General features: G+C 67.9%; 23 protein-coding genes. 10 read left to right on the top strand and 13 right to left on the bottom strand.

All coding sequences use genetic code 11. From position 1 onward, the window contains the following. Positions 1–215 precede the first annotated feature (215 nt). From AC1MED_RS06540 to AC1MED_RS06525, 4 genes are all read left to right on the top strand, one after another. Positions 216–1223, top strand: coding sequence for a Bug family tripartite tricarboxylate transporter substrate binding protein (locus tag AC1MED_RS06540; protein WP_479786100.1), 1008 nt, complete (start codon positions 216–218; stop codon positions 1221–1223). After that, entirely contained in the window at positions 1220–1732 is a 513-nt protein-coding gene (locus AC1MED_RS06535) for a tripartite tricarboxylate transporter TctB family protein (RefSeq protein ID WP_479786098.1), read from the top strand. The genes AC1MED_RS06540 and AC1MED_RS06535 overlap by 4 nt, the downstream gene beginning before the upstream one ends. Beyond that, entirely contained in the window at positions 1732–3270 is a 1539-nt protein-coding gene (locus AC1MED_RS06530) for a tripartite tricarboxylate transporter permease (protein WP_346959282.1), read from the top strand. Before AC1MED_RS06535 ends, AC1MED_RS06530 begins: the two co-directional genes overlap by 1 nt. A gap of 64 nt (positions 3271–3334) precedes the next feature. Next, on the top strand, positions 3335–3736 hold the full coding sequence (locus AC1MED_RS06525; RefSeq protein WP_346959281.1) for a universal stress protein: 402 nt from the start codon (positions 3335–3337) through the stop codon (positions 3734–3736). A 193-nt stretch (positions 3737–3929) separates the two neighbouring features. Here the strand turns inward: AC1MED_RS06525 and AC1MED_RS06520 are convergent, their stop codons facing one another. From AC1MED_RS06520 to AC1MED_RS06490, 7 genes are read right to left on the bottom strand one after another with little or no spacing between them, the layout of a single operon-like run. Continuing rightward, positions 3930–4766: an HpcH/HpaI aldolase/citrate lyase family protein gene (locus AC1MED_RS06520; protein ID WP_479786097.1), complete on the bottom strand. Its 837-nt coding sequence runs from the start codon at positions 4764–4766 to the stop codon at positions 3930–3932. Positions 4767–4770: 4 nt separating this feature from the next. Then, complete coding sequence (locus AC1MED_RS06515) at positions 4771–5310, bottom strand: MaoC family dehydratase (protein ID WP_479786096.1); 540 nt, start codon at positions 5308–5310, stop codon at positions 4771–4773. After that, a complete protein-coding gene (locus AC1MED_RS06510) occupies positions 5307–6068 on the bottom strand; it encodes a CoA transferase subunit B (RefSeq protein WP_479786094.1) in 762 nt (253 codons plus the stop codon). The genes AC1MED_RS06515 and AC1MED_RS06510 overlap by 4 nt, the downstream gene beginning before the upstream one ends. Before the next feature lie 2 nt (positions 6069–6070). Beyond that, positions 6071–6850: a CoA transferase subunit A gene (locus tag AC1MED_RS06505; protein WP_479786092.1), complete on the bottom strand. Its 780-nt coding sequence runs from the start codon at positions 6848–6850 to the stop codon at positions 6071–6073. Between the two features lie 20 nt (positions 6851–6870). Beyond that, positions 6871–8034: an acyl-CoA dehydrogenase family protein gene (locus AC1MED_RS06500; RefSeq protein ID WP_479786090.1), complete on the bottom strand. Its 1164-nt coding sequence runs from the start codon at positions 8032–8034 to the stop codon at positions 6871–6873. A 56-nt stretch (positions 8035–8090) separates the two neighbouring features. Then, the gene (locus AC1MED_RS06495) at positions 8091–10316 is read right to left on the bottom strand and encodes an acetyl/propionyl/methylcrotonyl-CoA carboxylase subunit alpha (RefSeq protein ID WP_479786088.1); all 2226 of its coding nucleotides are present in this window, start codon (positions 10314–10316) and stop codon (positions 8091–8093) included. 7 nt (positions 10317–10323) lie between these two features. Beyond that, positions 10324–11931, bottom strand: a complete 1608-nt coding sequence (locus tag AC1MED_RS06490; protein ID WP_479786087.1) for a carboxyl transferase domain-containing protein — start codon at positions 11929–11931, stop codon at positions 10324–10326. A 158-nt stretch (positions 11932–12089) separates the two neighbouring features. Here AC1MED_RS06490 and AC1MED_RS06485 point away from each other — a divergent pair, with 158 nt between their 5' ends. Further along, a complete protein-coding gene (locus AC1MED_RS06485; protein WP_479786085.1) occupies positions 12090–12716 on the top strand; it encodes an SACE_7040 family transcriptional regulator in 627 nt (208 codons plus the stop codon). Between the two features lie 171 nt (positions 12717–12887). On the opposite strand, the gene AC1MED_RS06480 is transcribed toward AC1MED_RS06485, so the two are convergent. The 3 genes from AC1MED_RS06480 to pdhA are packed head-to-tail and all read right to left on the bottom strand — an operon-like array spanning position 12888 to position 16497. Further along, positions 12888–14312, bottom strand: coding sequence for a dihydrolipoamide acetyltransferase family protein (locus AC1MED_RS06480; protein ID WP_479786084.1), 1425 nt, complete (start codon positions 14310–14312; stop codon positions 12888–12890). Further along, positions 14309–15319, bottom strand: a complete 1011-nt coding sequence (locus AC1MED_RS06475) for an alpha-ketoacid dehydrogenase subunit beta (protein ID WP_479786083.1) — start codon at positions 15317–15319, stop codon at positions 14309–14311. The genes AC1MED_RS06480 and AC1MED_RS06475 overlap by 4 nt, the downstream gene beginning before the upstream one ends. Continuing rightward, positions 15319–16497 carry a pyruvate dehydrogenase (acetyl-transferring) E1 component subunit alpha gene (pdhA, locus tag AC1MED_RS06470; protein WP_479786082.1) on the bottom strand — a complete coding sequence of 393 codons (1179 nt, stop codon included), beginning with the start codon at positions 16495–16497 and terminating at the stop codon, positions 15319–15321. Before pdhA ends, AC1MED_RS06475 begins: the two co-directional genes overlap by 1 nt. 196 nt (positions 16498–16693) lie before the next feature. Between pdhA and AC1MED_RS06465 the strand changes: the two genes are divergently transcribed. Beyond that, positions 16694–17167, top strand: coding sequence for an Lrp/AsnC family transcriptional regulator (locus tag AC1MED_RS06465; protein ID WP_346959269.1), 474 nt, complete (start codon positions 16694–16696; stop codon positions 17165–17167). A 173-nt stretch (positions 17168–17340) separates the two neighbouring features. Here AC1MED_RS06465 and AC1MED_RS06460 read toward each other — a convergent pair whose 3' ends face one another. Then, entirely contained in the window at positions 17341–18957 is a 1617-nt protein-coding gene (locus AC1MED_RS06460; protein WP_346959268.1) for a solute symporter family protein, read from the bottom strand. After that, positions 18954–19334 carry a DUF485 domain-containing protein gene (locus AC1MED_RS06455; protein ID WP_346959267.1) on the bottom strand — a complete coding sequence of 127 codons (381 nt, stop codon included), beginning with the start codon at positions 19332–19334 and terminating at the stop codon, positions 18954–18956. The genes AC1MED_RS06460 and AC1MED_RS06455 overlap by 4 nt, the downstream gene beginning before the upstream one ends. Before the next feature lie 246 nt (positions 19335–19580). Between AC1MED_RS06455 and AC1MED_RS06450 the strand changes: the two genes are divergently transcribed. Genes AC1MED_RS06450 through AC1MED_RS06435 form a run of 4 tightly spaced genes read left to right on the top strand, consistent with a single transcriptional unit; the run spans position 19581 to position 23407 of the window. After that, on the top strand, positions 19581–20798 hold the full coding sequence (locus tag AC1MED_RS06450; RefSeq protein ID WP_346959266.1) for a sensor histidine kinase: 1218 nt from the start codon (positions 19581–19583) through the stop codon (positions 20796–20798). Positions 20799–20845: 47 nt separating this feature from the next. Next, positions 20846–21565 carry a LytR/AlgR family response regulator transcription factor gene (locus tag AC1MED_RS06445; RefSeq protein ID WP_346959265.1) on the top strand — a complete coding sequence of 240 codons (720 nt, stop codon included), beginning with the start codon at positions 20846–20848 and terminating at the stop codon, positions 21563–21565. After that, positions 21562–21933: a hypothetical protein gene (locus tag AC1MED_RS06440; protein ID WP_346959264.1), complete on the top strand. Its 372-nt coding sequence runs from the start codon at positions 21562–21564 to the stop codon at positions 21931–21933. Before AC1MED_RS06445 ends, AC1MED_RS06440 begins: the two co-directional genes overlap by 4 nt. Positions 21934–21940: 7 nt before the next feature. Beyond that, a complete protein-coding gene (locus tag AC1MED_RS06435) occupies positions 21941–23407 on the top strand; it encodes a sodium/solute symporter (protein ID WP_479786081.1) in 1467 nt (488 codons plus the stop codon). Between the two features lie 51 nt (positions 23408–23458). Here the strand turns inward: AC1MED_RS06435 and AC1MED_RS06430 are convergent, their stop codons facing one another. Beyond that, on the bottom strand, positions 23459–24037 hold the full coding sequence (locus AC1MED_RS06430; protein ID WP_346959262.1) for a DivIVA domain-containing protein: 579 nt from the start codon (positions 24035–24037) through the stop codon (positions 23459–23461). Between the last annotated feature and the right edge of the window lie 50 nt (positions 24038–24087).

The following is a 24087-nucleotide window of genomic DNA, read 5'->3' as shown; positions in this document are numbered from 1 at the left end:
CCAAGCTCCGGCGGTGGGGTGAACTATACCCCACCGCCGGCTAACGTTTCCGCCGCGAATTTAGGCATGGTTGGGAGCCTGAAACGTGAACGAAATGAACTTAACTTTCTCTGCTTACACAAGAGTGATGCCCGTCACTTCGCCGCCTAACATCAAAGCACCAGTCAGTTTTGCTGACCAGTTTCACCGAGAACTTTACTGAGAAGAGGAACACCATGCGCCAAGTCCGCGCATTGCGAATTGCCGCCGTCGCTGCCGGCATCGCCCTGATGGCCACCGGTTGCGGGGCCACCGCAAAGAGCTCACCGAGCGGCAGCTCCAGCGCTTCCGCCGGCCCCGTCACCGGGCTCCAGATCCTGGTCCCCAACACGGCCGGGGGCGGCTACGACACCACCGCACGGGCGGCAGCGAAGGTTCTCGACGACGAGAAGATCGCCACCAACACCGAGGTCTTCAACCTCGCCGGCGCCGGCGGAACCGTTGGCCTGGCCCGCGTGGTCAACGAAAAGGGCAACGGCGACCTCGCCATGCTGATGGGCCTGGGCGTCGTCGGCGCCAGCTACACCAACAAGTCCACGGCCAAGCTGACGGACACCACGCCGCTGGCCAGGCTGATTGAAGAGCCCGGTGCCATCATGGTTGGCAAGGATTCGCCCTTCAAGACCATTGATGACCTGGTGAAGGCGTGGAAGGCCAACCCGGGTTCCATTGCGGTCGGCGGCGGGTCCTCGCCGGGCGGCCCCGACCACCTGCTTCCCATGCAGCTCGCCGGAGCCGTGGGAATCGACGCCACCAAGGTCAACTTTGTCTCCTACGACGGCGGCGGCGACCTGCTCCCGGCCATCCTGGGCAACAAGCTCGGCTTCGCGGCCTCCGGCGCGGGCGAATACCTCAAGCAGATCGAATCGGGCGAGGTCCGCGTCCTGGCTACCAGCGGCGCCGAGCGGCTGGACGGCGTTGACGCTCCCACGCTCAAGGAATCCAACATCGACCTGGTGTTCACGAACTGGCGCGGCGTCGTCGCCCCTCCGGGGATCAGCGACGCCGACAAGGCAAGCCTGATCGCAGCCCTCGAGAAGATGCACGGCACCGCGGCCTGGAAAGAAGCGCTGAAGACGCACAGCTGGACCGATGCTTTTGTCACCGGTGACGAGTTCAAGACGTTCCTGACGGAGCAGGACAAGCGGGTGGCGGACGTCCTCACGAAGCTTGGTTTGGCGTGAGTTCTGCACCAACGGCGGCCTCACGGCTCACCGGCCGCCCCGAGCTGGGGGTCGCCCTCCTGCTCGGGGCGGCCGGCGTGGTGGTCTTTCTCGACGCCAACGGCCTGGCGACGCCGTACTCGCAGTCGGATCCGGTGGGCCCGAAAACGGTCCCCTTCATCGTGGCCGGCCTGCTCATCGTCTGCGCCCTGCTGCTGGCCGTGGACGTATTGCGGGGCGGCAAGGGCGAAGCCGAAGGCGGCGAGGATATTGACCTGGCGCATCCCGTGGACTGGAAGACCGTGCTGCCCCTCGTGGGCGCCTTCGTGGCCAACATTCTGCTCATCGACTGGGCCGGTTGGGTGATTTCGGGAACAATTCTGTTCTGGGGCAGCGTCTGGGCCCTCGGCGGGCGGCACTTCGTCCGTGACGGCCTCATTTCCCTGGCCTTGTCTGTCCTGACCTTTTATGGCTTCTACCTGGGCCTCGGCATCGCCCTGCCTGCCGGTTTGCTGGAGGGGGTTCTCTGATGGATGTCTTCTCCTCGCTCATGGACGGTTTCGCCACCGCCCTTACCCCCATGAACCTGCTGTACGCGGTGATCGGCGTGGTCCTCGGCACCGCCGTGGGCGTCCTGCCGGGCCTGGGCCCGGCCATGACCGTGGCCTTGTTGCTCCCTGTCACCTACGCCCTGGAACCGACCAGCGCGTTCATCATGTTCGCCGGCATCTACTACGGCGGCATGTACGGCGGCTCCACGACGTCCATCCTGCTCAACACCCCCGGCGAGTCCTCCTCGGTGGTCACGGCCATCGAAGGCAACAAGATGGCAAAGGCCGGAAGGGCGGCTCAGGCTTTGGCCACCGCAGCCATCGGTTCGTTCGTTGCCGGAACCATCGGCACCACACTGCTGGCAGTGTGCGCGCCGATCGTGGTCCAGTTCGCCGTCAGCCTGGGCTCGCCCAGTTACTTCGCGATCATGGTGCTCGCTCTGCTGGCGGTCACAGCCGTACTGGGTTCCTCCCGGCTGCGTGGATTCGCGTCGCTGGGCCTGGGCCTGGCAATCGGACTCGTTGGCATCGACTCCGTCACCGGCCAGCAACGCCTCACCTTCGGTCTGCCGCTGCTGGCCGACGGCCTGGACATCGTGGTGGTGGCGGTGGCCATCTTCGCCGTCGGCGAGGCACTGTGGGTTGCCGCGCACCTGCGTCGCAGTCCCCTGCACATCATCCCGGTGGGCCGTCCGTGGATGGGCAAGCAGGACTGGAAGCGGTCCTGGAAGCCCTGGCTCCGCGGCACTGCCTTCGGATTCCCCTTCGGAGCCCTTCCGGCAGGCGGCGCGGAGATCCCAACCTTCCTGTCCTACGTGACCGAGAAGAGGCTCTCCAAGCACCCCGAGGAATTCGGCCACGGCGCCATCGAAGGCGTTGCCGGCCCGGAAGCCGCCAACAATGCCGCAGCTGCGGGCACGCTGACGCCCATGCTGGCACTGGGCCTGCCCACCAACGCCACGGCCGCCGTCATGCTGGCAGCCTTCACGTCCTACGGCATCCAGCCCGGCCCGCAGCTGTTCTCCAGCGAGGGGCCGCTGGTCTGGGCGCTGATTGCCAGCCTCTTCATCGGCAACCTGCTGCTCCTGATCATCAACCTTCCGCTGGCACCGGTCTGGGCGAAGCTCCTGCAGCTCCCCCGCCCGTACCTCTACGCCGGGATCCTGTTCTTCGCCACGCTGGGCGCCTATTCGGTGAACCTGCAGGCATTCGACCTGGTGATGCTGCTGGTCCTTGGTGCGCTGGGGTTCATGATGCGGCGCTTCGGGCTTCCCGTCCTGCCGTTGGTCCTGGGCGTAATCCTGGGGCCGCGCCTCGAGGGGCAGTTGCGCAAGACGCTCCAGCTCTCCGCCGGCGATCCGGCCGGTCTGTGGAGCGAGCCGATCGCCGTCGGGGTCTACGTCATCGTGGCTATCATCCTGCTGTGGCCGTTCGCGTCCAAGCTGATCCGCCGCAACCGCCCGGAGCGCGGCTCACTGCTTCCAGCCAATTCCGGCGCAGCCGACTACAGCGACTGAGTAGGCGCTCCCGCGCCTTTCGCCAAACCCATCTACCCACATTCAGCAGAATCAAGGAGCTACCATGACGATCGTGGTGGGATACGTCCCGACACCCGAGGGCGAAGCAGCACTGGCCCAGGCCATTGGTGAGGCGCGGAAAAGCAGCAAGAGGCTGCTGGTCATCAACTCCTCCAAGGGTGATGCGCTGGTGGATAACCGGTACGCGCAGGAGCCAGAGATCCAAAGCATCGAAGACCGGCTCGCTGCTCAGGGAATTGACCACGTGATCAAGCAGCCGGTCCGTGGACATGATGCGGCCGCGGAGGTACTGGATGCCGCAGAGGAGCACAATGCTGATCTGATTGTGATCGGTCTGCGCCGCCGCACCCCCGTGGGCAAGCTGATCTTGGGCAGCACGTCCCAACGGATATTGCTTGAGGCGGAGTGCCCGGTGCTGGCAGTAAAGGCCGGCCCCCAGCCCTAATCGACGGGAGCCTGCGGACGCGTCGGCATATAAGAAGCCGCAAAACATGAAGCACGGGCCGGGAGTCGTCAGACTCCCGGCCCGTGCTTTCGTTTTCTACTGGTAGCTGCGGCGCTGCTGAGCCCGAGATGACACTTCGCGGCAGTGCCAGAGTGAAACACTGCCGCGACCTGCCATCTCGCGGACGCCGGGGTCAGGGGCGGCCTGCGCGGCGCAGTGTGGCCTCGGCGTGCCTGAGGATGGGCCCGTCGATCATCTTTCCCTGGTACTGGAACACCCCGGAGCCGGCGGCAGCGGCGGCGTCGAGTAGCTCCTTGGCCGCGGCTACCTCCGCCTCGGACGGGGCGTAGGCTTCGCGGACGACGGCGACCTGGTTCGGGTGGATGCAGGCCTTGGAGCCGAACCCGGAGGCGACGGCGTCCCGGGCCTCGGCGGCGAGGCCTTCCAGATCCGGGATGTTGACGTAAACGGAGTCGATTGCGTCCTTGCCGGACGCCCGGGCGGCCAGCAGCACGGTGGAGCGCGCGTGCAGCGCCACGGCGCGGTAGCCGCCGTCGTCATTCCGGCTGGAGGTGCCGCCGAGCGAGGCGAGCAGGTCCTCGGCGCCCCACATCAGGCCCACCACATTGGGCTCCGCGGCGATGGCGGCGGCGTTGACGATGCCGGCGGCCGTCTCGCACAGGGCAATCACGCTGTAGCCCTCAAGCTCCCTGAGCTGGGCGGCGCTCTCTGCCTTGGCGAGCATCACGTGCCGGTACGGGGTGTGCTTCAGGCAGTGCAGGTCCTTTTCGAACTCTTCCGTGCCGGCCGGGTTGATCCGGATGATCGTGCGGCTGGGGTCCAGTTCAGGGACGTCCCCGGCGGAGCCCAGCTGGGCGAGGATCGCGCCGCGGGCGCGCTGCTTGTCCGCGGGTGCGACGGCGTCCTCGAGGTCCACGATCACAGCGTCGGAACGCTCGGCAGCCTTCTGGTAGCGCTCGGGGCGGTCGGCGGGGCAAAACAGCAGGGCGGGGCCCATCAGGAAACTCATGGCTCTATTCTGCCCTTCTGTGGGCGTTCTGGGTCTCGGCATGCGCCTCCCGCATCCACATCAGGCAACTGCGGGTGGCGAGAGCCACCACGGTGCCGTCCTGGTTCCGACCGGTGTGCTGCATGGTCACGATGCCCTGGCCCGGCCGGGAGGAGGAGGGCCGTTTACCGGTCACCACGGTCTCCGTGTAGAGCGTGTCCCCGTGGTACAGCGGGTGCGGGAAAGACACGTCCGTCAGCCCCAGCTGCGCAATGATGGTGCCCTGGGTCAGCTGCGCGACGGATTGGCCCACCAAGGTGGCGAGGGTGAACATGGAGTTCATCAGCCGCTGGCCGAACGGCTGCCCGGCGCTCCACGCCGCGTCCAGGTGCAGCGCCTGGGTGTTCATGGTCATGGTGGTGAACAGGACGTTATCGGTCTCCGTCACGGTCCGGCCGGGACGGTGCGCGTAAACGACGTCCTCTTCGAGTTCGTCGAAGTAGAGGCCGCGCTGTTCGATGACCCGGCGGCCGGCTCCGGACCCGGGCGTGGCGTTAGTGGTCATACGGTGAGTTCCTGGTCTTCCTCGAAGAGTTCGGCGCCGGTGGCCGCGGCCACGTCCTCTGCGGTGACGTTGGGCGCCAGTTCCCGCAGCACCAGCCGGGACGTACCGCCGTCGGTCACGACGTCGATCACGGCAAGGTCGGTGATGATCCGGTCCACGCAGCCCTTGCCGGTGAGCGGCAGCGTGCAGCGCTCCACGATTTTGGGGTTGCCGTTGCGGTCCACGTGCTCCATCATCACGATGACCTTCTTGGCGCCGAAGACCAGGTCCATCGCCCCGCCCATGCCCTTGACCATCTTGCCGGGGATCATCCAGTTGGCGAGGTCCCCGTTTTGCGCCACTTCCATGGCACCGAGCACCGCCACGTCGACGTGGCCGCCGCGGATCATGCCGAAGGAGGCTGCGGAGTCGAAGAACGCGGCCCCCTTGTTGACCGTGACGGTCTCCTTGCCCGCGTTGATCAGGTCCGGGTCCACCTGGTCCTCGGCCGGGTAGGGCCCGACGCCGAGGATGCCGTTCTCCGAGTGCAGCACCACCTCAACGCCGGCCGGAATATAGTTGGGGATCAGCGTCGGCATCCCGATGCCCAGGTTGACGTACTGGCCGTTGTGCAGCTCCTGCGCCACCCGGGCGGCCAGCTCGTTGCGCGTCCAGCCCTTGCTCTCCACCCCGGCGGGGTGCTCGACGGCGGGACGCCGGTATTCGTGGCGGACCGCTTCGGGCCGGGGCGGGGCTCCCTGCGAGTTGTTCGTCTCCACGGCTAGGCTCCTGGCTGCTGGGTGGTTGTGGATGGCACCGCGACGGTGCGCTTTTCGATCCGTTTTTCCGCCTGCGGTGCGAGGACCACCCGCTGGACGAAGATCCCGGGGACGTGGACGTGCTCCGGGTCCAGCTCGCCCGGCTCCACCAGCTCCTCGACCTCGGCGATGGTGATCCTGCCGGCCATGGCGCAGAGCGGGTTGAAGTTCATCGCGGTGGCGTGGAAAACGAGGTTGCCGTGCCGGTCGCCCTTCCAGGCGTGGACCAGGCCGAAGTCCGGAGTCAGTGCCTCCTCCAACACATAGTCGGTGCCGTGGAAGCTGCGGACCTCCTTGGCCGCGGAGGCGACCGCGACGTTCCCGTCGGCGTCGTACTTCTGCGGCAGGCCGCCGTCGGAGACCTGGGTGCCGACGCCGGCGGGCGTGTAGAACGCGGGGATGCCGGCCCCGCCGGCCCGCAGTTTCTCGGCCAGCGTGCCTTGCGGCGTGAGGACCACCTCGAGTTCCCCGGCCAGATACTGGCGGGCGAATTCCTTGTTCTCCCCCACGTAGGAGCTGATGGTGCGGCGGATCCGGCCGTCCTTGAGCAGGATGCCGAGTCCCCAGTCGTCCACGCCGCAGTTGTTGCTCACGGTCTCCAGGTCCGTCGCGCCGCCCGCGTGCAGGGCGTCGATCAGGGCCACCGGGATGCCGCACAGCCCGAAGCCGCCGACGGCGAGCGAGGCGCCGTCGTGGATGTCCGCGACGGCCTCGGCGGCGCTGGCAACAACTTTGTTGATCATCGCAGGATCCTTCCGGCCGGCTACAGTCCCAGTTCGCGGGCGATCAGCATCAACTGGACCTCCGTGGTGCCCTCGCCGACTTCGAGGATCTTGGAGTCGCGGTAGTGGCGCGCCACGGTGAATTCGTTGATGAAGCCATAGCCGCCGAACACCTGGGTGGCGTCCCGCGCGTTGTCCATGGCTGCCTCGCCTGCGACCATCTTAGCGATGGCGGCCTGCGTCTTGAACGGCTTGCCGGCGAGCATCCGGGCGGCCGCGTCGTAGTACGCCAGCCGGGCCGTGTGGGCGCGTGCTTCCATCCGGGCGATCTTGAACGCGATGGCCTGGTACTTGCCGATGTTCTGGCCGAAGGCGCTGCGCTCCTTGGCGTATTTCACGGCCTGATCCACGCAGCCCTGGGCGGCGCCGACGGCCAGCGCAGCGATCGCAATGCGGCCCTCGTCAAGGATGGAGAGGAAGTTCGCGTAGCCGCGGCCACGGGTGCCGAGCAGGTTCGCTTCCGGAACGCGGACGTCCGTGAGAGTCAGCGGGTGGGTGTCCGAGGCGTTCCAGCCGACCTTGTTGTAGGCCTTCTCCGCCGTGAAGCCGGGCGTGCTGGTGGGCACCAGGATGGTGGAGATTTCCTTCTTGACGCTGCCGTCCGGGCGGTCCTCCTGGCCGGTGACCGCGGTGACCGTGACGAGTTTGGTGATGTTGGTGCCGGAGTTGGTGATGAACTCCTTGTTGCCGTTGATGACCCACTCCCCACCTTCGAGGCGCGCGGTGGTCTTGGTGCCGCCGGCGTCGGAGCCAGCCTCGGGCTCGGTCAGTCCGAAGCCTGCGAGCGCCTTGCCGGAGGCCAGCAGCGGCAGCCATTCCTGCTTCTGCGCGTCGCTGCCGAAGCGGTGGATCGGCATGGCGCCGAGCGAGACACCGGCCTCGAGGGTGATGGCGACCGACTGGTCCACCCGGCCGAGCTGTTCGAGCGCCAGGGCCAGGGCGAAGTAGTCCCCGCCCATGCCGCCGAACTCTTCCGGGAACGGCAGGCCGAACAGGCCCATGTCCGCCATCTGGGAGACGACCTCGTAGGGGAAGCTGTGCTCTTCGTCGTGCTTGGCGGAAACCGGGGCCACCACCTGGTCGGCGAATTCGCGGACGGTGTCGCTGAGGTCCTGGTAGTCCTCGCTGAGTTCAAAGTCTGGCATGGGGGTGACTCCTGTGTCTGGGGTGGCTGTGGGGTGGTGCTGAAGTTATCGGGGTGCTAGTCCGCGGCGCCCATCGCGATGACGGCTTCCTCGACGGTGTCCTCCGCCGTTGATGGTGCCGAGGGTTCGTGCGGGTGGATGGTGGCGAGGACTTGGTCGGCCTTGACGAGGTCTCCGGCGCCGGCACTGAGATGCACGGTTCCGTCCAGCGGCGCCACCAGTTGGTGCTCCATCTTCATGGCCTCCACCGCGAGCAGGACCTGCCCGGCCTCCACGGTGTCGCCGTTGCCGACCGAGACGGACACCACGGTGCCGGGCATCGGCGAGCGCACCGCCGGGTCGGCGGCACCTTCCTCGCGTTCGACGGCGGCGAGCACCCGGGCGAGCCGGGTCTCCCTGGTGAGCACCTCGAGCCGGCAGGACCAGCCGTCGTGGCCGAGGAAGAGTTCCGTCGGCGCCCCGGGGGCCGGGTTGTCCCAGCTCGGAATGACCGGGCCGGTGTACACCGGCGCGAACGCGAAGGCCGTGCTGTCGCCGTCGAGGTCCAGTTCCCCCTCGCAGCGGCTGGTGGGCCGCCACAGCGCCTTCCGCTGTGGACCACCGTCAACGGACACCCGGACGAATTCTGCCGCCGGGTGGTCTGCAACGGACACCGCAGCGACGCCGCCGTCCGGCGTCCCGAGGCTGATCCGCAGCGGCACCCGGGCACCGAGCCGCCAGCCGTCCCGGCGCTGCCATGGCCCGCCTGCGGGCTCGGACTGATACTGCTGCTCGGTCTGCGCCAGCGCGAAGAGGGCAGCGGCAACCAATTCGGCCTCGCCCACGCGCCGGAAGCTGAAGTCCGGCATCTTGCGCTCGATCAGGCCGGTATCAAGCCGGCCGGCGCGGACGTCGGCGTCGTTGATCAGCAGGCGGAGGTACTCGACGTTGGTGTCGATGCCCAGCGCCGTGTACTCGGCGAGCGCCTCGTTCAGGGTGTCCAGGGCCGCGGTGCGGTCCCGCCCCCAGGCGATCACCTTGGAGATCATCGGGTCGTAGCTCGAAGAGATCTCCAGGCCCTGGACCAGCGCCGAGTCCACCCGGACGCGGCCATGGGCCGTTTCAACGTCGTTGCGGGCAGCCGCACTGGGCCGCTGTGCGGGGCCGGGGATTTCATCGAGCAGCAGCACCGTCCCCGTGGACGGCAGGAAGTTCTTCTCCGGCACCTCGGCGTACACCCGGGCCTCCACCGAGTGGCCGGTGAGCACGACGTCGTCCTGGCGGATGGTGAGTTCTTCGCCGGCGGCGATGCGGACCTGCCATTCGACCAGGTCCACGCCGGTGACCATCTCGGTGACCGGGTGTTCGACCTGCAGACGGGTGTTCATCTCCATAAAGAAGAACTCGTCCGGGGCGTTGTCCGAGACGAGGAACTCCACGGTGCCGGCGCCGGAGTAGTTGACGCTGCGCGCGGCCTGGCAGGCGGCCTCGCCCAGACGGGCCCGGATGTCCGCGCCATCGGGCAGGGATTCGAGCAGCGGGGACGGGGCTTCCTCGATGACCTTCTGGTGGCGGCGCTGCAGCGAGCACTCGCGCTCGCCGAGGTGGATGACGTTGCCGTGGTTGTCCGCCAGCACCTGGACCTCGATGTGCCGCGGCGTCGTGACGAGCCGTTCCAGGAACAGGGTGTCGTCGCCGAAGGCGCTCGCCGCGACCCGCCGGGCGGTGGCCAGGGTGGCTTCCAGGTCCTCGGGGCGTTCGACGACGTGCATGCCCTTGCCGCCGCCGCCGGCCGAGGGCTTGATCAGCAGCGGGAAACCGACGCCGGCCGCCGCCTCGATCAACTGCTCGTCGCTCATTCCGGGTTCCGCGATGCCAGGGACGACCGGGACGCCGTAGCCGGTAACGTGGTTCTTGGAGCGGATCTTGTCGCCCATGACGTTGAGTGATTCGATGCCGGGGCCGATGAAGGTGATCCCCGCCTTTTCCAGGGCGCGGGCGAAGTCGACGTTTTCGCTCAGGAAGCCGTACCCGGGGTGCACGGCTTCGGCGCCGGTGTCGCGGCAGGCCTGGACGATGGCGTCGATCTTCAGGTAGCTCTCGGTAGCGGCCGCGGGACCGATCCGGACGGCGACGTCGGCTTCACGCACATGGCGGGCGCCGGCGTCGGCGTCGGAATAGACCGCCACCGAACGGATGCCGAGGGCGCGCAGGGTGCGGATCACGCGGCAGGCGATCTCGCCGCGGTTGGCGACCAGGACGGTGCCGAAGAGCGGCTTCGTGGGGGTTAAGGTAACAGTCACAGGTGGCTCACATCCGGAACAGGCCGAAGGAGGTCTCCGGCAGCGGGGTGCGGGAGACGACGTCGAGCGCCAGTCCCAGGACGGTGCGGGTGTCCGCGGGGTCGATCACGCCGTCGTCCCAGAGGCGGGCGGTGGAGTAGTAGGGGCTGCCCTGGTCCTCGTATTGGGCCTTGATGGGGGCCTTGAAGGCTTCCTCGTCCGCGGCGGACCATTCCTCGCCGCGGGCCTCGTACTGGTCCCGCTTGACGGTGGCGAGCACGCTGGAGGCCTGGTTGCCGCCCATCACGGAGATCCGGGACGCCGGCCACATCCAGAGGAAGCGCGGCGAGTACGCGCGGCCGCACATCGAGTAGTTGCCGGCACCGAAGGACCCGCCGATCACCACGGTCAGCTTGGGCACCCGGGCGGTGGCGACGGCGGTGACCATCTTGGCGCCGTTCTTGGCGATGCCGCCCTGTTCGTAGTCCTTGCCGACCATGAAGCCGGAGAGGTTCTGCAGGAAGATCAGCGGGATGCCGCGCTGGTCGCAGAGTTCGATGAAGTGCGCGCCCTTGAGCGACGATTCACTGAACAGCACGCCGTTATTCGCGACGATGCCCACCGGGTGGCCGTGCAGCTTCGCGAAGCCTGTGACCAGGGTGGTGCCGTAGTTCTTCTTGAATTCGTGGAAGCGGCTGCCGTCCACCAGCCGGGCGATGACCTCGCGCACGTCGTACTGGGCGTTGACGTCGGTGGGCACCGCGCCATAGAGCTCGTCCGGGTCGGCAACGGGTTCGACGGCGGTGTCCACCTCCCAGACGGGGGCCGCCGGCTTCGGCAGGGTGGAAACGATGTCCCGGACAACCTGCAGGGCGTGCTCATCGTTCTCGGCCAGGTGGTCGGTGACGCCGGAAATCTTGGAGTGCACCTCGCCGCCGCCGAGTTCCTCGGCCGTGACAATCTCCCCGATCGCCGCTTTCACCAGGGGCGGACCGCCCAGGAAGATGGTCCCCTGGTTGCGAACGATCACGGTCTCGTCGCTCATCGCCGGGACGTAGGCGCCGCCGGCGGTGCAGGACCCCATCACGGAGGCGATCTGCGGGATCTTCGCCGCGGACATTTTCGCCTGGTTGAAGAAGATCCGGCCGAAATGCTCCTTGTCCGGGAAGACCTCGTCCTGTTTGGGCAGGAACGCCCCGCCGGAGTCCACGAGGTAGATGCAGGGCAGCCGGTTCTCCAACGCGATTTCCTGCGCCCGGAGGTGCTTCTTCACGGTCATCGGGTAATAGGTGCCGCCCTTGACCGTGGCGTCGTTGGAGATGACCAGCACCTGGCGGCCGTGGACCAGGCCGATCCCGGCAATCACGCCGGCACCGGGCGAATCGCCGTCGTACATGCCGTCCGCGGCCAGCGGGGCGATCTCCAGGAAGGGGCTGCCATCGTCGAGCAGCCGGTCGATCCGTTCGCGCGGCAGGAGCTTGCCGCGCGCCACGTGCCGTTCCCGGGACTTTTCCGGGCCGCCCAGCGCGGCCGCGGCGAGGCGTTCCTTCAGCTCCCGGGCCAGCCCAAGCTGCGCCTCGCGGTTCGCGGCGAAGCCTGGGCTGCCGGCATCCACCTGGCTGGCGATTGTCTCCATTGACTGCTTCCGTCCTCGGCCGTACGGCGTTCACCCCAGCGGGGCGTCCCGACCATTTCGGTTAGTAACGCATAACTGAGATTTAGGTTAGTCTCTATTAACTGTGATGTCCAACACAGGACAGTTTCCCGCAGGACAGTCGAGAAGGGGACGCGCCGGTGACCGAGTCCAGCCAGACCACCCAGCGAAGCCAGGCCAAGCAGAACCGCCGGAAGGCGCTGCTTACTGCGGCCGCCGCCCTTTTCGCCGCCGACGGGTTCAACCGTGTCTCACTAGAGGACCTGGGCGCCGCAGCCGGGGTCAGCGGCCCCGCCGTTTACCGCCACTTCGCCGGCAAGCAGGCGGTCCTCGGTGCCTTGCTGCTCAGTGTCAGCCAGGACCTGCTGGAGGGCGGCCGCGCCGTGGTGGCGGGGTCCGACGGCGCGGCCGCGGCCCTCGCCGGCCTGGTCGAGTTCCACGTGGACTTCGCCCTGAGCAACGCGGATGTCATCCGAGTCCAGGATCAGGACTTCAGCAACCTCGACGACGACGACGAGGCCGAGGTCCGGACACTGCAGCGCAGCTACGTTGAGCTCTGGGTGGACGTCCTGGCCGTCCTGCATCCGGACACGGACCCGGCCGAGCTGCGGATGCGGGCCCACGCCACTTTCGGCCTGATTAACTCCACGCCGCACTCGGTGCGGAACCACGGGCGCCGGATGGCCCTCAAGCGCGCCCGGCCGCTGCTGGAAAGCATGGCCCTGGCCGCCCTGACGGCACCGGCAACTCCCCCGCCCCTCGGCTGACGGCCGGCTCTCCCGCCCACGGCGCATAAACCGGCCGCGCTCCGGGGGCACTTTGGCGCGGACACGCCGACATCCGGGGCCCCGCCGTCGAAAATTGCCCTCAAAGTGCCCCCGGACGGCAAAAGACCGGGCACCCACGACGTGGATGCCCGGCCTTCTTTTTCGAAACGGCTAGATCATCGCCAGGGCCATGCCGGGGTCGGCGAGGATGGCGCCCAGGTCCTGGAGGAAGCGGGAACCCTGTTCGCCGTCGACCAGCCGGTGGTCGAAGGACAGGCTCAGCGTCATGACCTGGCGCAGCGCCACCTCGTCCTGGTATTCCCACGGCATCTTCCGCACCGCGCCGAGCGCCAGGATGGCGGCCTCGCCCGGGTTGAGAATGGGCGTGCCGGCGTCGATGCCGAACACACCGATGTTCGTGATGGAGATCGTCCCGCCGGAAAGGTCCGCCGGGGCGGTCTTCCCGGCCCGCGCGGTCTCGGTCAGTTCGGTCAGCGCCGTGGAAAGCTCCAGCAGCGACATCCGGTCCGCGTCCTTGATGTTCGGCACGGTCAGTCCCCGGGGCGTGGCGGCCGCGATGCCGAGGTTGACGTAGTTGAACTGGACGATCTCCTGGTTGACGTCGTCCCAGCGGGCGTTGAGCGTCGGGTGGTTGCGCAGCGCAATCAGCACCGCCTTCGACACCAGCGTCAACGGCGTGAGCTTGTAGCCGGCGAAAGCGCGGCTGGCCTTCAGCCGGCCCAGCAGTTCCATGGTGGGCGTGACGTCGAGCGTGAGGAACTCGGTGACGTGCGGGGCCGTGAAGGCGCTGGACACCATGGCCGCAGCGGTGAATTTCCGCACGCCCTTGATCGGGGTCCGGGTTTCCCGCGCGCCCTGTGCCGGTGCCGGCGCGACGGCCTGGCCGCCGGCCAGTTCCCGGGGTGCGACCGGAAGGTCGCCGCCGCCGACGAAGTTCCGCACGTCATCGCGGGTGATGAGCCCGCGCTCCCCCGTGCCGGTGATGGCGGTGAGGTCGACGCCGAGGTCCTTGGCCAGTTTGCGCACCGGCGGCGTGGAGCGCGGACGCTCGGCCGGGTGGGCGCCGGCGGTCACTGGCGCAGCCGGGGTTTCGGCAGGGGCCACTTCCGGGGCCGGGGCCTGGGCCCGCTCGACGGCGGGTGCGCCGGCGGGTGCGCCGGCGGGTGCGACAGCCGTCGCTTCGGCGGCTGCCGGGGCTGCCGCGGCGGCGAAGCTGCGGGCGCGTCGGGCCGGACGGCCGGAGCCTTCCAGCACCGCGCCGTAGCCGACCAGGTTCGGTTCGCGCTTGGCGGGGGCATCGCCGGCATCAGCGGCGCCGCCGTCGCCCTCGATCTCGAAGGAGACGATCGGCTTGCCGACCTCCACCACGGTGCCCGGCTGCTCATGCAGTGCCGTCACGACGCCGGCGAACGGTGAGGGCAGTTCCACGACGGCCTTGGCGGTTTCCACCTCGGCGATGATCTGGTTGAGCGTGACGGTATCCCCGACGCCGACCTTCCAGGCGACGATTTCTGATTCCGTCAGGCCTTCGCCGAGGTCCGGGAGCCGGAATTCCTTAATCATGGTGGCGCTCATCCTTCCAGCCCGCTCAGGGAGTTGGGGCGGCCCAGGGCCCGGTCGACGCCGTCGAGGATCCTGTCCAGGCCCGGCAGATGGTGCATTTCAAGCTTTGAGTACGGGTACGGGACGTCGAATCCGGTCACCCGCACGGGTGCGGCTTCGAGGTGGTAGAAGCAACGCTCGGTGATGCTGGCGGCCACCTCCGCGCCAAGGCCGCCGGTCTGGCTGGCCTCGTGCGTGATGACGAGCCGGCCGGTTTTGCGGACCGACGCTTCCAGGGTGGCGAAGTCCAGCGGGGCCAGCGAGCGCAGGTCGATCACCTCGATGGAGACGCCTTCATCAGCAGCCGCGAGGGCGGCATCGCGCGCGGTTTTGACCAGCGGGCCGTAGGCGACCAGCGTCACGTCGGTGCCTTCAGTGACAACGCGCGCCTTCTCCATGGACAGGGCGGTGGAGAGGTCGAGCGACTCGTCCACTTCCCCCTTGTCGTGGTACCGGCGCTTCGGTTCAAAGTAGAGCACCGGATCGTCCGAGGCGATGGCCTGCTGGATCATGGTGTGGGCGTCCTGCGGGTTGGACACGCTGACCACCCGCAGGCCCGAGGTGTGGGTGAAGTAGGCCTCGGGCGATTCGGAGTGGTGTTCCGGCGAGCCGATGCCGCCGCCGAAGGGGACGCGGATGGTGATGGGCATCTTGACCGCGCCCTGGGTGCGGTAGTGCATCTTGGCGACCTGGCTGACGATCTGGTCGAACGCCGGGTAGATGAAGCCGTCGAACTGGATCTCCACCACCGGGCGGTAGCCGCGGTAGGCGAGGCCGACGGCGGTGCCGAGGATGCCGGATTCGGCGAGCGGCGTGTCCACCACGCGGTGCTTGCCGAAGTCTTTTTGCAGGCCGTCGGTGACGCGGAAGACGCCGCCGAGGGTACCGATGTCCTCGCCCATCAGGATTACCTTGGGATCGTTTTCGAGGGACTTGCGCAGGCCCGAGTTAATGGCTCGGGCAAAGGTCATCTGCGTCATCAGCGTGCACCTTCTTCGGAAGCGGCTTCTGCGGGATCGCCGAAGGAAGCCAGGTAACGGGTGTAGTGGTCCTGCTGGCGCTCCAGCGAGGAGTTGGGCGTGCTGTAGATGTGCTTGAAGATGTCCAGCGGCTGGGGTTCCGGCATGTTGATGGTGCCGGAGCGCAGTTCCTTGGCCACGGCGTCTGCCTTGGCGGCGACGGCGGCGTCCAGCTCTGCGGTCAGCAGGCCCTTGCGGTCGAGCAGGGTCTTGAGCCTGGCGATCGGGTCCTTGGCGGCCCAGTCCTCGAGCTCGTTGGCGTCCCGGTAGCGGGTGGGGTCGTCCGCCGTCGTGTGCGGGCCCATCCGGTAGGTGACGGCCTCGATGAAGGTGGGTCCGCCGCCGTGGCGGGCCCGGTCGAGGGCGATCCGGGTGGCGGCCATGACCGCCAGCACGTCGTTGCCGTCCACGCGCATGCTCGGAATGCCGAAGCCGGAGGCGCGGTCGGCGATCTGGATGTGGGACTGCAGCATCACCGGTTCGGAGATGGCCCAATGGTTGTTCTGGCAGACGAACACCACCGGGGCCTGGAAACTCGCCGCGAAGACCATGGCTTCGTTGACGTCGCCCTCGCTGGTGGCGCCGTCGCCGAAGTAGGCCACGGCCACCGAGTCGGCGCCGTCGTTCTGGATTCCCATTGCGTACCCGGTGGCGTGCAGCGACTGCGCGCCGATAATGATCTGCTGCGTCGCCACGTTCACCGTGTAGGGATCCCAGCCGGCCAGGGCGTTGCCGCGCCAGGCCTTCACGATGTCCGCCGGCTGCACACCCCGGACGTAGGCGACGCCGTTGTCCCGGTAGCTGGGGAAAACGAAGTCGTCGTCGCGGAGCGCGCGCGCCGAGCCGATCTGCGACGCTTCCTGGCCGAGCAGCGGGGGCCAGAGTGCCAGTTCGCCCTGGCGCTGCAGGGCGGTGGCCTCGGCGTCGATCCGGCGGATGGCGACCATGTCCTCGTAGAGCGAGGCGAGCTGTTCATCGCTGACGTCCTGGACCCAGGCGTCGAACTCCGGATGGCTTATGCGTTCACCTCCCGGGGTGATGAGCTGGACGAGATCGCCGCCCGAGCGCCTGTTTGATCCTGCACTGTTCCCGGGGCCGCCGGCGGCAATGCCGCCCTTGCCCGCGTCGTCGGTAAACACAGTTTGTCCGCAACCTTCTGACGTCGTCTGACCCTGCCCGCGGAACTCGTGATCCCTACGCGCGACGGCCACCCGGGCGCCGTTGCCCCGGATAATTGTGACCCTACTCACAACTGGCATTGGGTACAACCACCCTCAAAAAAATTGAGCATTCTGCCCTGTGTCGGGATCTGCGACCGTGCTAACCTTGCGCATTATGCAAGCTCTGGATGGCACTGACACCCGCCTGCTTTCGGCCATGGCGCGGGATCCCCGCCGCACCGTCGTGGCGCTGGCCCAGAAGCTGGGCTTGTCCCGGAATACCGTGCAGGCCCGGATGGCCCAGCTGGAGAAAAAGCACGTCTTCCTCTCCTTTGAACGCCGCATCAACCCGGCCGCCCTGGGCTATCCCCTGATGGCCTTCATCTCCGTCCACGTTCAGCAGCAGAAGCTGGGCCAGTTGGCGGTGGAGCTGGCCGGCATCCCGGAAATCCTGGAGGGCTACGGCCTCACCGGTTCGGCGGACCTGCTGCTCCGCGTGGTCGCCCTCGACGCCGAGGACCTGTTCCGGATCAACGGCAAGATCCTCGCCTGCGACGGCGTGGACCGCACCGATACCGCCCTGGCCATGGGCGAATTGATCCCGTTCCGGATCCAGCCGCTGCTGGAACGCGGCGCCGCGGAGTCGTAAGCAGCGGAGGCGACGACGCGGCCCCGCTGAGTCTTGAGCAGCTGACGCGGCAACCCCCGCCACACAAAGAGGAACCCCCGTGCTGATGCACAGGGGTTCCTCTTCGTTAGTTGCGGCCGCCCGGGCCGGCAGGGTTGTCGTTCCCTGCCGGCCCTTGCCCGGCCGGCGTGCGGTTAGTGGTTGGTGGCCTTTTCGGCGCCCACGCCGGTCAGGGAGCGGACCTCCATCTCGGCCTGCTTCGTGGTGTCTTCGAGCTTCTTGTCCAGGACCGTGCCCAGCCAGCCCAGGAAGAAGGCGAGCGGGATGGAGACGATGCCGGGGTTGCTCAGCGGGAAGATCGCGAAGTTAGCTCCCGGGATCATCGACGTCTTGGCGCCGGAGACCACCGGGGAGAGCGCGATCAGGATGATGGCGGAGCCGAGGCCGCCGTACATGCTCCAGATGGCGCCTTGGGTGGTGAACTTCCGCCAGAACAGCGAGTAGATGATGGTCGGAAGGTTGGCCGAGGCCGCCACGGCAAAGGCCAGGGCCACGAGGAAGGCCACGTTCTGGCCGTTGGCGAAGATACCGCCGATGATGGCGAGCAGACCGATCACGACGACCGTGCGGCGGGCAACCTTCACCTCGGTATCGGCGTCGGCCTTGCCCTTCGCAATGACGCTGGCATAAATGTCATGCGCGAAGGACGCCGCCGCGGTAATCGTGAGACCGGCTACCACGGCGAGGATCGTGGCGAACGCCACCGCGGAGATGAAGCCGAGGAGCAGCGGTCCGCCCAGGTGGAAGGCCAGCAGCGGTGCTGCCGAGTTCACCCCGCCCGGGGCGCCCTTGATCGTGTCGGCACCAACCAGCGCCGCGGCGCCGTAGCCCAGGACCAGGGTGAACAGGTAGAAGATACCGATCAGCCAGATGGACCACACCACGGATTTGCGGGCTTCCTTGGCGGTCGGAACCGTATAGAAGCGCATCAGCACGTGCGGCAGGGCCGCGGTGCCCAGCACCAGGGCCAGGCCCAGGGACATGAAGTCGAGCTTGGAGGTCTCGGTCTTGCCATACTGCAGGCCCGGGTTGAGCACGGCCGGGTTTTTCGAGGTTTCAACCGCGCCGCCGAGCAGATCGGAGAGGTTGAAGCCGTAGATCGCCAGGACCCAGAAGGTCATAACGGCCGCGCCGGCAATGAGAAGCATGGCCTTGATGATCTGCACCCACGTGGTGCCCTTCATGCCGCCGATCAGCACATACATGATCATCAGGGCGCCGACGACGATGATCACGAGCGCCTGTCCGCCCCAGTCGCTGATGCCCAGCAGCAGCGAGATCAGGCTGCCGGCTCCGGCCATCTGGGCCAGCAGGTAGAAGAAGCAAACAGCCAGAGTCGAGATGGCCGCAGCGATGCGGACAGGTCGCTGCTTGAGCCGGAACGACAGGACGTCGGCCATGGTGAACTTGCCGGTGTTACGGAGCAGTTCAGCCACCAGGAGCAGCGCAACGAGCCAGGCCACCAGGAAGCCGATGGAGTACATAAAGCCGTCGTAGCCGTTAATGGCGATGGCGCCGGTGATGCCGAGGAACGAAGCCGCGGAAAGATAGTCGCCGGCAATCGCGGTGCCGTTTTGCGGGCCCGTGAAGGACCGGCCCGCAGCGTAGTAGTCCGCCGCGGTCTTATTGTTCCGGCTGGCCCTGATGACGATCACCATGGTGATCGCGACGAACAAGGCGAAAATGCCCATGTTCAGCAGGGTGGTGTCTTTGAGATCCGCAACGTTGACCGCGGGAACCATAAAACTCATTTCGCTTCTCCGCTCACTCGGTTGCCGTGCTTGTCGAACTCGTGGCCTTCGATTCCGTGACGGATCTCGGCGGCGATCGGGTCAAGTTTCCGGTTCGAGTAGCTGACGTACCAGCCGGTGATGGCGAACGTGGAGACGAACTGCAGCAGGCCCAGGATCAAGCCGATGTTGATATTGCCCCAGACCTTGGTGGACATGAAGCCCACCGCGTAGTCGGCCAGCAGGACGTAGGCGAAGTACCACAGCAGGAATGCGATGGCCATCGGGAAGACAAAGCTGCGGTGACGTTTGCGCAGTTCTTGGAACTGCTCCGTGGATTGGACTTCCTTGAAGTCCACGAACGCCGGTGCGTCCGTTTCTTGGGCTTCGTGACCCATCGTTCCTCCTCATTGAGACTGGCGAGCCACCGCCCGTTACCCCGGCGTCCGGTGAATACCCGAGCTCCGGTAGACATACTTCCGGCGCGTGTGACTGCAATCACTGTGCACCGTGATGCGAGTTACATTCCAGCACCGCCGTGTTTCCTGTCGCTCAACGGTCGAAACGCTGCGCCCAACGGCACCTTGCGGCCGTCCGCCGCGGCTGCCCGGCCCGACGGCGGCCTGCCGCGCTACGCTGGCAGCATGCCGGACTCTCCCCTGTTCACCGCCGCGGCGATCGCCGTGATCGCCTTGGCGATCGCCGTCGTCGTGGCCGTTGGCCTCAAGGTTCTGCGCTCCTTCCGCGAGCTGGGCACCGACGTCGAACGCGCCACGTACAAGACGCTGCACGCTGCCTCGCGTGCCGGCCAGTATCTGCGCACCGGCCTCAACCCGGCCGGGGCGGCCAAGGCGAGCCGGCAGCTGCGCAGCCTGCTGGGCTGCGACGCCCTGGCGATCACCGACACCACCGGTGTACTGGCCTGGGACGGTGCTGCGGAAGAGTTGAAGCCGGCCCTCATGGGCCTTGCCGCCAAAGTGCTGGAGGGCGGCCACACCGCCGTAATCCCGGCCGGAGAACTGCAACTGCTCGCCAACGGCAACGCCTCCGCGCCGCTGGCCCCCGGTGTGGAACGGGCCGTGGTGATCGCCCCGATCAAGGCCGGCACCCGGGTGGTGGGCGTGGTGGCGGCCTTCGCCCCGGCGGCCGGGGCGGGGCTGGTCCGGGCCACCAGCGAAGTCGCCGACTGGGTGGCGACGCAGGTGGAACTAGCCGAGCTGGACGCCTCCCGGACACTGCTGATGGAGGCAGAAGTCCGTGCGCTCCGGGCGCAAATCAGCCCGCACTTCATCTACAACTCGCTCAACGCGATCGCCTCGTTCATTAACACCGACCCGGTCCGGGCCCGCGAACTGGTGGTGGAGTTCGCCGACTTCACCCGCTACTCCTTCCGCCGGCACGGGGATTTCACCACGCTGGCCGAGGAACTGCGCTGCATCGACCGGTACCTGCTCCTGGAGCGGGCGCGTTTCGGCGACCGGGTGCAGGTGAGCCTGCGGATCGCGCCGGAGGTGCTCAGCACGGTCATCCCGTTCCTGAGCCTGCAGCCGCTGGTGGAGAACGCGGTCCGGCACGGGCTGGAGGCCAAGGAGGGGCCGGGGCACATCAGCATCACCGCCAACGATTCCGGCGCCTTCGCCGAGGTGACGATCGAGGACGACGGCGTGGGCATGGATCCGGAGAAACTGCGCGCCGTCCTGGCCGGGCACAGCGACGGCGAGCACGTCGGCCTGCACAACGTCGACGCCCGGCTGCGGCAGGTCTACGGCGAGGACAACGGCCTGGTCATCGAGACGGCCCCCGGCGAGGGCACCCTAATCACCATGCGGGTACCCAAGTCCCAGCCGCGGCATGACGCCTGAGACCGGCGCGGCGGATGGACCCTGCGGCGCCGCAGTACGCTAGAACCATGATTAACGTCCTCGTCGCCGATGACGAGCTGCCCGCTGTCGAGGAGTTGGCCTTCCTGCTCGGCCGGGACGAACGGATCGGGGCCATCCACCGCGCGTCCTCCGGTGCCGAGGCTTTACGCGCCCTGGAGGCCGAGGAGGTCGACGCCGTCTTCCTGGACATCCACATGCCGGCCCTCTCCGGGCTGGACATCGCCCGGGTCATCTCCCGCAGCGCCAAGCCCCCCGCCGTCGTCTTTGTCACCGCCGACGAGGACTGCGCGCTGGAAGCGTTCGAGCTGGCCGCCGTCGACTACCTGCTCAAGCCCGTCCGCGCCGAGCGACTGGCCCGGTCGATCGGTCGGATCAGCGAGCTGATCCGGGAGGGTGCCCCGGCGCCGGAGATGATCACGGTGGATCTGGGCGGGACCACCAAGATGATCCGGCGCGAGGACGTCACCTACGTCCAGGCGCAGGGCGACTATGCCCGGCTGCACACCGCGGACGCGAGCTACCTCATACGGGTGCCGCTGGCGGACCTGGAGCAGCAGTGGGCCGATGCCGGTTTCCTCCGCATCCACCGTTCCTACCTGATCGCGCTGAACCACGTCAGCCACCTGAAGCTGGCCGCGGCCCGCCCCAGCGTAACCGTGGCGGGCGCCGAACTGCCGATCAGCCGCCGGCACCTGCCGCCGGTCCGGGAGAAACTCGAGGCGACCCGGATCCGGCCGCAGGCATGACCCGGGTCCGTGTCACCGCCCCGCGCAGCGTCAGGGCTGGCAGCGCGGCCGCCGGACGTTCAGCCGCCGACACCCGCGAGGCCGCCGAGGAGTCCGACGCCGGGCAGGTGTTCGTCCGCTCGCTGATCCGGTCCCAGCTGCGGCTCGGCATTGTGGTGGCCGCCGGGTTTCTGCTGATCCTGCTCGCCTTCGCCCTCATGCTCGGGCTGGTGCCGGGCCTGGCCGAGCTGCGGATCGCCGGATTGCCCTTCGACTGGGTGCTGCTGGGCGCCGGGATTTACCCGGTGATCGGCCTGAGTGCCTGGCTGTACGTCCGGACGGCGGCACGGAACGAGTCCCGTTACCGCGACCTGGCCGGGGACAAGTGAGGCGCGGGTGAATCCGGTGGTGGGGGTCGCGGCCTTCGCGGCCGTCTCGCTGGCCACCGCCGTGATCGGTTTCTACGGGCTGCGGGTTTCTCGCACCACCGGGGATTTCTACGTCGCCTCCCGCACGGTGCGGCCCTGGTGGAACGCCTCGGCGATCGGCGGGGAGTACCTCTCGGCCGCCAGTTTCCTGGGCGTCGCCGGGCTGATCCTGCTCTCCGGCACCGACGCCCTGTGGTATCCGGTCGGCTACACGGCCGGGTATTTGATGCTGTTGTTGTTTGTCGCCGCCCCGCTGCGGCGCTCCGGCGCCTATACGATTCCCGACTTCACCGAAGCCCGGCTGGATTCCCGGGCGGTGCGCCGGGTCACGAGCTTCGTGGTGGTGGTGGTCGGCTGGCTTTACATCGTGCCGCAGCTCCACGGCGCGGCGCTGGCCATCCGGATCACCACCGGCCTGCCGGCCTGGGTGGGACAGGTGGCCGTGGTCGCCGTCGTCTGTGTGACTGTGGTGTCCGGCGGGATGCGGTCCATCACCTTCGTCCAGGCCTTCCAGTACTGGCTGAAACTGACCGCCCTGGCCGTGCCCGCCCTGTTCATCCTGTTCGTCCTGGCCGGCACCGGGTCCCCCGCCGTCGCCGAGGCGGCCGTGAACCCGACGGCGCTGGCCCCGGCGGGCCCGTACCAGAACATCTCCCTGCTGGTGGCGCTGTTGTTCGGGACGCTGGGGCTGCCGCATGTGCTGGTGCGCTTCTACACCAACCCGGACGGACAGTCGGCGCGCCGGACCACACTGATTGTGCTGGGACTGCTCTCGGTGTTCTACCTCTTCCCCACCGCCTACGGCCTGATCGGGCGGACCTTTGCCCCCGGCCTGGCGAAGAGCGGCCAGGCCGACGCCCTGGTGCTGCTGCTGCCGGGGCGGATGATCGGCGGAACCGCCGGGGACCTGCTCTCCGCCCTGGTGGTGGCGGGCGCTTTCGCGGCCTTCCTGTCGACCACCTCAGGGCTGGTGGTGTCTCTGGCGGGCGTGATCAGCCAGGACGTCCTGGGCGGCAGCGTCCGCGGCTTCCGGCTCGCCGCCGTGATTTCGGCGGTGGTGCCGCTGGGGATTGCGACCATGACGGACTCCACGGCGTTGGCCGGGAGCGTGGGCCTGGTGTTCGCCTTTACGGCCTCAACCATCTGCCCGGTGCTGCTGCTGGGCATCTGGTGGCGCGGACTGACGGATGCCGGCGCTATCGCCGGGATGCTCACCGGGGCGGTGTTTTGCGGCGGTTCCATGATGGCCGGCGCGGTGCTGGGCGCCGCCGGCACACCGCCGTGGCTCGCGCAGCCCGCCGCGTGGACGGTCCCGGCCGCCTTCACGGTGATGGTGCTGGTGTCCCGGGCCACCCAAGGCCGCGTTCCGCGGACGATCACCCGGCTGATGACCAGGCTGCACACCCCGGAGCGGCCGCTCGCCACCGAACGGTGACGCGTCCGACGCCGCAGGCGTCGCAGGCGTTGGGTACGGGCGTGTGGCGCGTCAGTCGATGGCGGCCATGAGTTCGACGACCCGGTCCAGGAACGCGTCGACCTGGCTTTCCTCGTAGCCGTCGCGCCCGACGGCCGGGCGGAAGACGGCGCGGCGGATGTTGTCCACGCTGAGCGGCTGGTCCTCCTCGAGGTAGCCGATCAGCTCGTGGCACAGATCGTCGACGTCGGCGGTGTTGTAACTGCGCACTTTTGCCTTGGCAGGGCGGCGGAAGCGCTCCCCGTCGGGGCGGTGCAGGCGGCCCCGGAGCAGGCCGGCGAGCCGGCCGATCTCCCGCAGCCAGGCTTCCTCGCCGCGCTCCCCGATCAGTTCGTCGCGTTCCCGCCGGGCCAGGGCGTCCTCGAGGCGGTCCAGGGCCGCGTCCACGCCGGCGGCCGAGTAGCCGCCCTTGACCGGGTCGAAGGAGACGGCCCGGACATCGGCACTCTTGACCGACCGTCCCGCGGCGTCGGGCGACTCGAAGGACACCCGCGCACGCTGCAGGAACTGATCCACCTGCTTGGCGTTGTAGCCGTACTGGTTCCGCTCCACGCGGTCAAAGGAGGCCGGAATCTGCCGTTGAATGTCCACTGTAACTATGTTTCCTTCGATGCCGTTCGGCTCTGGTTGCGCCGACTTCA

It is taken from the genome of Arthrobacter sp. BI5, assembly GCF_056680065.1.
Note: the sequence above shows the minus strand (reverse complement) of the source record. Positions and strands in the feature narration are given on the sequence as shown.

Excerpts from the sequence above, each read along its gene's own strand:
- AC1MED_RS06505 (WP_479786092.1), bottom strand. The coding sequence starts at position 6,850 with ATGATCAACAAAGTTGTTGCCAGCGCCGCCGAGGCCGTCGCGGACATC.
- AC1MED_RS06520 (WP_479786097.1), bottom strand. The coding sequence starts at position 4,766 with ATGAGTTTCCTGATGGGCCCCGCCCTGCTGTTTTGCCCCGCCGACCGC.
- AC1MED_RS06480 (WP_479786084.1), bottom strand. The coding sequence starts at position 14,312 with ATGAGCGCCACCATGATTAAGGAATTCCGGCTCCCGGACCTCGGCGAA.
- AC1MED_RS06445 (WP_346959265.1), top strand. The coding sequence starts at position 20,846 with ATGATTAACGTCCTCGTCGCCGATGACGAGCTGCCCGCTGTCGAGGAG.
- AC1MED_RS06475 (WP_479786083.1), bottom strand. The coding sequence starts at position 15,319 with ATGACGCAGATGACCTTTGCCCGAGCCATTAACTCGGGCCTGCGCAAG.
- AC1MED_RS06490 (WP_479786087.1), bottom strand. The coding sequence starts at position 11,931 with ATGGAGACAATCGCCAGCCAGGTGGATGCCGGCAGCCCAGGCTTCGCC.
- AC1MED_RS06525 (WP_346959281.1), top strand. The coding sequence starts at position 3,335 with ATGACGATCGTGGTGGGATACGTCCCGACACCCGAGGGCGAAGCAGCA.
- AC1MED_RS06440 (WP_346959264.1), top strand. The coding sequence starts at position 21,562 with ATGACCCGGGTCCGTGTCACCGCCCCGCGCAGCGTCAGGGCTGGCAGC.
- AC1MED_RS06465 (WP_346959269.1), top strand. The coding sequence starts at position 16,694 with ATGCAAGCTCTGGATGGCACTGACACCCGCCTGCTTTCGGCCATGGCG.
- AC1MED_RS06540 (WP_479786100.1), top strand. The coding sequence starts at position 216 with ATGCGCCAAGTCCGCGCATTGCGAATTGCCGCCGTCGCTGCCGGCATC.
- AC1MED_RS06460 (WP_346959268.1), bottom strand. The coding sequence starts at position 18,957 with ATGAGTTTTATGGTTCCCGCGGTCAACGTTGCGGATCTCAAAGACACC.
- AC1MED_RS06500 (WP_479786090.1), bottom strand. The coding sequence starts at position 8,034 with ATGCCAGACTTTGAACTCAGCGAGGACTACCAGGACCTCAGCGACACC.
- AC1MED_RS06450 (WP_346959266.1), top strand. The coding sequence starts at position 19,581 with ATGCCGGACTCTCCCCTGTTCACCGCCGCGGCGATCGCCGTGATCGCC.
- AC1MED_RS06515 (WP_479786096.1), bottom strand. The coding sequence starts at position 5,310 with ATGACCACTAACGCCACGCCCGGGTCCGGAGCCGGCCGCCGGGTCATC.
- AC1MED_RS06455 (WP_346959267.1), bottom strand. The coding sequence starts at position 19,334 with ATGGGTCACGAAGCCCAAGAAACGGACGCACCGGCGTTCGTGGACTTC.
- AC1MED_RS06530 (WP_346959282.1), top strand. The coding sequence starts at position 1,732 with ATGGATGTCTTCTCCTCGCTCATGGACGGTTTCGCCACCGCCCTTACC.